Below are 6,553 nucleotides of genomic sequence, written 5' to 3' on the forward strand. Positions count from 1 at the left end.
ACCTCGTCCTCGCCACGCTCAACGGCAAGGGCCAGCTGGAGATGGAGCTGACCGTCGAGCGCGGGCGCGGCTACGTCTCCGCCGTGCAGAACAAGCAGGTGGGCCAGGAGATCGGCCGGATTCCGGTCGACTCCATCTACAGCCCCGTGCTGAAGGTCACGTACAAGGTCGAGGCGACCCGTGTCGAGCAGCGCACCGACTTCGACAAGCTGATCGTCGACGTCGAGACCAAGCAGGCCATGCGTCCGCGTGATGCCATGGCGTCGGCCGGCAAGACCCTGGTCGAGCTGTTCGGTCTGGCCCGCGAGCTGAACATCGGCGCCGAGGGCATCGACATGGGCCCGTCCCCGACGGACGCCGCCCTGGCCGCCGACATGGCGCTGCCGATCGAGGAGCTGGAGCTCACCGTCCGCTCCTACAACTGCCTCAAGCGGGAGGGCGTTCACTCGGTGGGTGAGCTCCTGGCGCGCTCCGAGGCCGACCTGCTGGACATCCGCAACTTCGGTGCGAAGTCGATCGACGAGGTCAAGGCGAAGCTGGCGGGGATGGGCCTGGCCCTGAAGGACTCCCCGCCCGGATTCGACCCGACCGCCGCCGCCTTCGGCGCGGACGACAACGCGAGCACGGGTTTCGAGCAGTACTGAACGCTGCGCCGGGTCGCGGGGGAGCCAGGATGAGAGCCTGGGCGCCCTCCCGGTCCCCGGCCTCCCCTCGCATGTCGGCCAGCGACATCAGGGCGCTGGTGTTGCCTGCGTCGGCGACGGACGCCGAGGTGGCCGACGGTTTCTCCGCCAGGGTGGTGGAGCCGCACGTGCGGGCGTTCGCGGGCAGGATCCGGGCGGCCCAGCGGGCGGGGGAGGCCGACAGGGAGGCGGATCCGTGTCTGGCGGCCGAGGTGATCGTCGGCCCGCTGATGCGGCCGGGGCCGGTGGGAGCCGGCTGGGCGCTGCTGCGGGCGCACCGTCGCTCGGTCGGCCAGGACCGCGCGTGGCGGGCGCAGGAGGAGGCCCGGGCGCGGGAGTTGTCGATGGCCGAGGTCGACGCATTGTCGTGGCAGGAGTTCGAGACGTACGTCGCCGATCTGTGCCGGCGGGACGGCTGCACGAAGGTCGTCGTCAGCGGCAAGAGCGGCGATCTGGGCGCGGATGTCGTCGGCTACCTGGCCGACGGCCGCAAGCTGGTCGTCCAGTGCAAGAAGTATGCGCCGCACCGGAGCGTGTCCTCGCAGGACATGCAGAAGTTCGTCGGCACCGCCCGTCTCGAACACGGCGCCGACGTCGCCTTGTTCGTCACCACCTGCCGCACGTTCACGAAGGCCGCGCTGGGCCTGGCGCTGCGCCAGGACATCGTGGCCCTGCACCGCGACCTGCTGGGCGCCTGGGTCAAGGGCGCTCATCTGGAAACCTTGATCCCGCTGAACGGAAGCGGCGGCGGCAGGCGGCGCCCCTCGGCCTGACCGTGCCACCCGGCTACGGCCGCCTGACGTAAGGACAGGTGTCCCAGGGGCGTGACCGGGCCTCGGCCTGGCGCACGGATGGGCCTGGTCAGCGCACGCGGCCGAGATGGATGACGCTGACGCGGATCTGCTGGTCGCTGATCTCGTACATCACGCGGTAGGCGCCGATGTGGATGCGCAGCAGGTCGGCGCTGCCGAAGGCGCCGTCGGGGCGGGGGTTGTCGGCGAGGCGGTCGACGGCGGTGAACACCTGCCGTACCCCGTCGGGGTCGTCCTTGGCGAACCGCTCCGCCTGGGCGAGGGCCTCGGGCTCCCAGATGACCTCGTAGCTCACGCCTCAGCTCCGCCGAACACGCGGCGGTACGCCTCGTCGTGGGAGACGCCGGCGTCCTCGCCGCGGGCCTGGCGGGCGCGGTAGGCGGTCAGCGCGCGCAGCTCCTGCAGTTCCAGGGCGTCGGCGGGGCTGACCAGTATGGCAACGGGCTGTCCGTGGTCGGTGATGGCGACTGGTTCGCGGGTGGCGCTGACTTCGCGCGCGATGGCGCCCAGGCGGGCGCGGGCTTCCACGATCGAGTAGGTCGTCTCCGTCATGCACACCACCTTACGGAAGTGTGCACTTCTCAGCCATCGAACATGCTCCGTACGCGATCCGTACGCTAAAAGTACGCAATGTGTACGGTTCATGGGGTAGGATGTTGGTCTGGAGGTGTTCCGTGTCCGAGTTGTTCGACGCGGTCGACGCGCTGGTTGCGTCCCGTGCTCCGCTGCCGCCGCCGGAGGAGCGCAAGCGGCTGCGTGCCGCGCACGGCCTGACGATCGAGGAAGTAGCCACCGCGCTGAAGGTGCGCCGGGCCACGGTGTCGGGCTGGGAGTCCGGCAAGACCGAGCCCCGCCCGCCGGAACGCGACGCCTACGCCCGGCTGCTCAAGCAGCTCGCGGAGCTCTACCCCGCCCCGGTCGACGCGGCCGCGCCCGTCCAAGACACTGCGGTGCCCGCCACGTTCACCGCAGCACCCGACCCGGCGGAAGCACAGACCCTGTCCCCAGGCCCGGCATCCGACGCTGCGGACACGACCGCACCCGAGAACACCCAGACCCCTGCCCCCGTCGCCGCTGCTCCGGCCGCCGCGCCCCGCCCGGCGCGCGCCACCAGGACGTCGTCGACGTCGCGCCGTCCGGGTGCGAAGCAGGCGGCCCCGGCCGGCACCCCGACGGGCACCGACCCGCGGTTCGAGAACGGCCCGCTGGCGGTCGTCGACGTCGAAGACGGCAAGGTGCTGGCGTACTGCACCGGCGGCCTGGTCCTGGACGTGCCCGCCAAGAGCATCCCGGCCCTGGTCGACTGGACGCTGCGCGAGGCGAAGCTCGGTCAGCCGAAGCTGTCCGGGCCGGGCAAGGACGCCGACCCGCTGCTCGTGCTCACCGAGGCCGCGCTGGAGCGCTACGGCCTGCCGGTCGCCCTCGCGGAGGAGGAGCGGCTCGCCGGGCGCCTGCCGGAGGGCCACAAGGTCATCAAGCAGCTGGTCCGCGCGGAGTGGAAGCTGACCAAGCGCGGGTTCGGCCCGTGGGCGCGGATCTACCGCCCCGCGCAGGGTTCGGAGCGGGCCTGCGTGCAGCTGTGCATCCCGTCGTGGAACGCGCTGGACACCCGGCACTGGGGTGAGGCCGGGCAGCTCCCGCCGGCCGAACTCACCCGCGTGCTGGGCGTGTACGCGTCCCGGGTGATGACGCCGCGCGGCTCGACCGCCGTGACCGGCCTGGAGCTGATGACCGCGCTGCACCCGCCGACCCGGGCCTCCGAGCCGGACGCCGACGGCAAGCGGCACTCCGAGCACAACCCCGGCTCGCTGGGCAAGGACCCGGTGGACTGCGCACCGTGCGAGGCCCCCGACGGGCACCCGCTCCTCAAGGACCTGCCCCGCTTCCACGTCCGCGGACCGGCGGAGAAGCTGTTCGAGGAGGCCTGCGACTGGGCACGCCCGATGACCGACGCCGAATGCACCCTGCGCCACCTGGTCGGCATCGACGTCAACATGGCCTTCGCCGCCGGCGCGAACGGTCTGACCGTCGGCCTCGGTGAGGCGACGCACGTCAAGGCCCCCGCGTTCGACCCGAAGCTGCCCGGCTCGTGGCTGGTCGACCTGTCCCACGTCGACCTGGCGAAGGTGAAGGTCGGCAAGGAGTGGGTGGAGCTGGACGGCAGCCTGCTGCCCTCCCCGTTCACGCCGACGGGCGCGCGCCCCGAGGGCCCGGCCTGGTACGCGACCCCCACCGTCGCCTACGCGGTGGAGCTGGGCTACGAGGTGCGCCCGCTCGAGGCCTGGGTCCGGTACGAGAACGGCCGCTACCTGGACGGCTGGTACAACCGGCTCCGTGATGCCTACCTGGCCACCATGGCCGACCTCGGCGTCGACGCCGACCTCGCGCCGGCCGACTTCCTCGCCGCGATAGAGGGCTACAGGAAGCGTGACCCGGAGCTGGCGATCGTCGTCTCGGCGATCAAGGCGACCGTGAAGGGCGGCCTGGGCAAGCTGCGCGAGCGCCCCCGGGGCGAGGGCTGGCGGCCCGGCGAGCCGTGGCGGGCCCTGTCCCGCCCGACGTGGCGGCCGGACATCCGCGCGGCGGTCATCTCCCGCACCCGGATCAACCTGCACCGCAAGATCGTCAAGCACGCGGCGTTCACCGGGCAGTACCCGGTCGCGATCCTGTCCGACTGCGTCGTCTACGCGGCCGACGGCACCAGCCCGCTGGACTTCCTGCCCTACCCCGGCGGCAGGCCGCTGCCCGGCGGCTTCAAGCTCGGCATCAACCCCGGCCTGGTCAAGCACGAGGGCACCCAGTCCGTCCTGTGGGGCGAGGAGGTCCGCGACCGGTTCGACGCCCCGGAGCTCAACCTCGCCCGCTACATCAAGGACGGCACCGTCACCGACGTCGACAACGGAGAGTAGGAGAGGGCGACGATGAGCCTGTTCGGGGACGGCCTGGACGCCGCGGTACAGAAGGCGTTCACCCGCCCGGCGCCCAAGAGCGCGCCCGCGCAGATGCGGTACCTGGTCAAGCAGCTCAAGGGCACCAGGGCGGTCGCCCAGATGCTGCGGATCTCCCAGCGCACCGTCGAGCGGTACGTGAAGGACCAGATCAAGAAGCCCCGTGCCGCTCTCGCCGCGCGGCTGGAGCGCGAGGTGAAGAAGCGCTGGCAGCCGCAGATCCGGGCCAAGGCCCGGCAGAAGGCGGCGACCAGCGGAGGCATCGTCATCGACACCCGCGCCCGGCTCGGCTACACCGCGCCGATCGGGTCGACGGACCAGGACCGCATCCGGCACCTGACCGTCGCCCTGCCCCCGCAGTACGCCGCCCGCCTCTTCGAAGCCCAGCAGGCCGGCGCCGGCGACCAGCAGCTCCAGGAGATCGCCGCCGAAGGGCTCAAGGAGGTCTACTTCCAGGACAACGGCCGCCGCGCCGGCCAGCTGGAGGAGGTCCGCTTCACGGACATCGAGCACCTCGAGTTCGACCTGTAGGCGCCCCCGAGCAGCCGCGCCCCGGACCCACCAGTTCAGGGCGCGCTCGCGTATCCGCGGGGGTCGGATGTTCATGCACGCGATGCCGTGTTTAACGCACAGGACCGGGACGGGGGTCACTGACGGGCGATGATGGCAGGCCGAACCGACCGCTTCGGCTGTCGTGACTACCGGCCAGCGGCCTGGCCAGCTAGGGCGTGTGTCGGAAGTGCTCTAGGTTGGCTCAAGTGAGTGCGCGGGGGCGGAGTTACCGATACGTCGGACCGGTCGAGCTGAAGACAGCAGTCCGGCCTGGCAACGGCGGGTGCCGGATCAGCTCGGCGGCAGAGTTCGGCAGCTGGATCGCTGAGCGATCGGCGGCGGAACTGGCCGAACCGTTCACCTTCGTGGTCGACACGGACGGTGTGCTTCGGCTGGCACCGCGGCGAAGCGAGCACGTGGCCTGTGCCGACGGAGCCATGGTGCTGAGTGCCGGCGAGATCGGCTTCGTACGTGAGGCGGACCGGTGGGCCGTAGGCGAGGTCAGCAACCAGTCCACCGGGTACTGCCCGGACGTCACCTCCTGGCCGGAACTCGCCCGTGCTCTGGACCGTGTGGGGCTCGGGCGGCCCTCCGGCTTCACCCACGAGATCGTGCCCCTTCTCGTGGTGTAGCCGATCATCCGGCGGTCGTGTTGGTGGTGTTGGGTAGCGCGGGGGCGCTTTCGGGGCGCTCGGCGGGGTAGAGCTGGTCCATGCTTCCCTCGGGCAGGTAGCGGCGGGGGAAGGCGATCCATTCGTCGTGCAGTTCGAAGAGCACGGCGGTGACCAGCCGCAGGAGCGCGGCGTCGTTGGGGAAGACCTGGACGACGTCGGTGCGGCGCTTGACCTCGCGGTTGATCCGCTCCAGCGGGTTGGTGGACTGGATCTTCTTCCAATGTCGCTCGGGGAACGCCGCGAAGGCGGTCAGGTCGTCCTTCGCTTCCAGCAGCATTGCCTTGACCTTGGGGAACTGCTTGCCGAGCATGTCGGCGACGGTGTCGAGCTGGGTGCGGACCGCGTCGGCGGTGGGCTGGGCGAAGATGGTGCGGATCGTCGCGGCGACCATTTCCGCGGCGTCCTTGGGGATCACGCCGAAGACATTGCGCAGGAAATGAACTCGGCAGCGCTGGTAGGCAGCCCCGATCATGACCTTGCGGATCGCCTTGACCAGCCCCGAGTGGTGGTCGCCGATGACAAGCCGGACCCCGTTCAGGCCGCGTTCGCGCAGGTGACGGAGGAACTGGGTCCAGAACACTTCGGTCTCGCTGTCGCCGACCATCACTCCCAGCACCTCCCGACCGCCGTCCTCGGTGATGCCGGTGGCGATCACCACGGCCCGCGAGACGATCTGATGCGCGACCCGCGCCTTGCAGTAGGTCGCATCGAGATAGACGTAGGGGAAGCGGATGTGGTCCAGGGGCCGGGTACGGAACGCGGTCAGCTGCGTGTCCAGGCCCGCGCAGATCCGCGAGACCTCGCTCTTGGAGATCCCGTTGTCCGCGCCCAGTGCCTTGACCAGGTCGTCGACCGAGCGGGTGGACACGCCGTGGACGTAGGCC

Annotated in this window: 7 protein-coding genes and 1 pseudogene; 5 read left to right on the forward strand and 3 right to left on the reverse strand. The window is 70.9% G+C overall.

The genetic code is table 11. From position 1 onward, the window contains the following. Together DIZ27_RS44225 and DIZ27_RS44230 are read left to right on the forward strand one after the other, a co-directional pair. A partial coding sequence (locus DIZ27_RS44225; RefSeq protein ID WP_146229157.1) for a DNA-directed RNA polymerase subunit alpha occupies window positions 1–644 on the forward strand: 644 nt, incomplete at its 5' end. Window positions 645–913: 269 nt separating this feature from the next. After that, window positions 914–1,456, forward strand: a complete 543-nt coding sequence (locus tag DIZ27_RS44230) for a restriction endonuclease (protein WP_258308917.1) — start codon at window positions 914–916, stop codon at window positions 1,454–1,456. An 88-nt stretch (window positions 1,457–1,544) separates the two neighbouring features. On the opposite strand, the gene DIZ27_RS44235 is transcribed toward DIZ27_RS44230, so the two are convergent. After that, window positions 1,545–1,790, reverse strand: coding sequence for a type II toxin-antitoxin system RelE/ParE family toxin (locus DIZ27_RS44235; RefSeq protein WP_109383888.1), 246 nt, complete (start codon window positions 1,788–1,790; stop codon window positions 1,545–1,547). Then, complete coding sequence (locus tag DIZ27_RS44240) at window positions 1,787–2,047, reverse strand: type II toxin-antitoxin system Phd/YefM family antitoxin (protein ID WP_109383889.1); 261 nt, start codon at window positions 2,045–2,047, stop codon at window positions 1,787–1,789. Before DIZ27_RS44240 ends, DIZ27_RS44235 begins: the two co-directional genes overlap by 4 nt. Window positions 2,048–2,169: 122 nt before the next feature. Here DIZ27_RS44240 and DIZ27_RS44245 point away from each other — a divergent pair, with 122 nt between their 5' ends. The 3 genes and pseudogenes from DIZ27_RS44245 to DIZ27_RS44255 all read left to right on the forward strand — a co-directional run. Next, window positions 2,170–4,404, forward strand: a complete 2,235-nt coding sequence (locus DIZ27_RS44245) for a helix-turn-helix transcriptional regulator (RefSeq protein ID WP_109383890.1) — start codon at window positions 2,170–2,172, stop codon at window positions 4,402–4,404. Window positions 4,405–4,416: 12 nt separating this feature from the next. Continuing rightward, window positions 4,417–4,974, forward strand: coding sequence for a DNA-binding protein (locus tag DIZ27_RS44250; RefSeq protein ID WP_109383891.1), 558 nt, complete (start codon window positions 4,417–4,419; stop codon window positions 4,972–4,974). A 227-nt stretch (window positions 4,975–5,201) separates the two neighbouring features. Further along, window positions 5,202–5,609, forward strand: a pseudogene (locus DIZ27_RS44255) (hypothetical protein); the annotation flags it as partial. A gap of 22 nt (window positions 5,610–5,631) precedes the next feature. On the opposite strand, the gene DIZ27_RS44260 reads toward DIZ27_RS44255, so the two are convergent. Beyond that, window positions 5,632–6,553 (reverse strand): IS256 family transposase (locus DIZ27_RS44260; RefSeq protein WP_109383892.1); only part of this gene is annotated, 922 nt, incomplete at its 5' end.

Origin of the sequence: Streptomyces sp. NWU339 (assembly GCF_003143855.1) — a bacterium.
GTDB lineage: Bacteria > Actinomycetota > Actinomycetes > Streptomycetales > Streptomycetaceae > Streptomyces.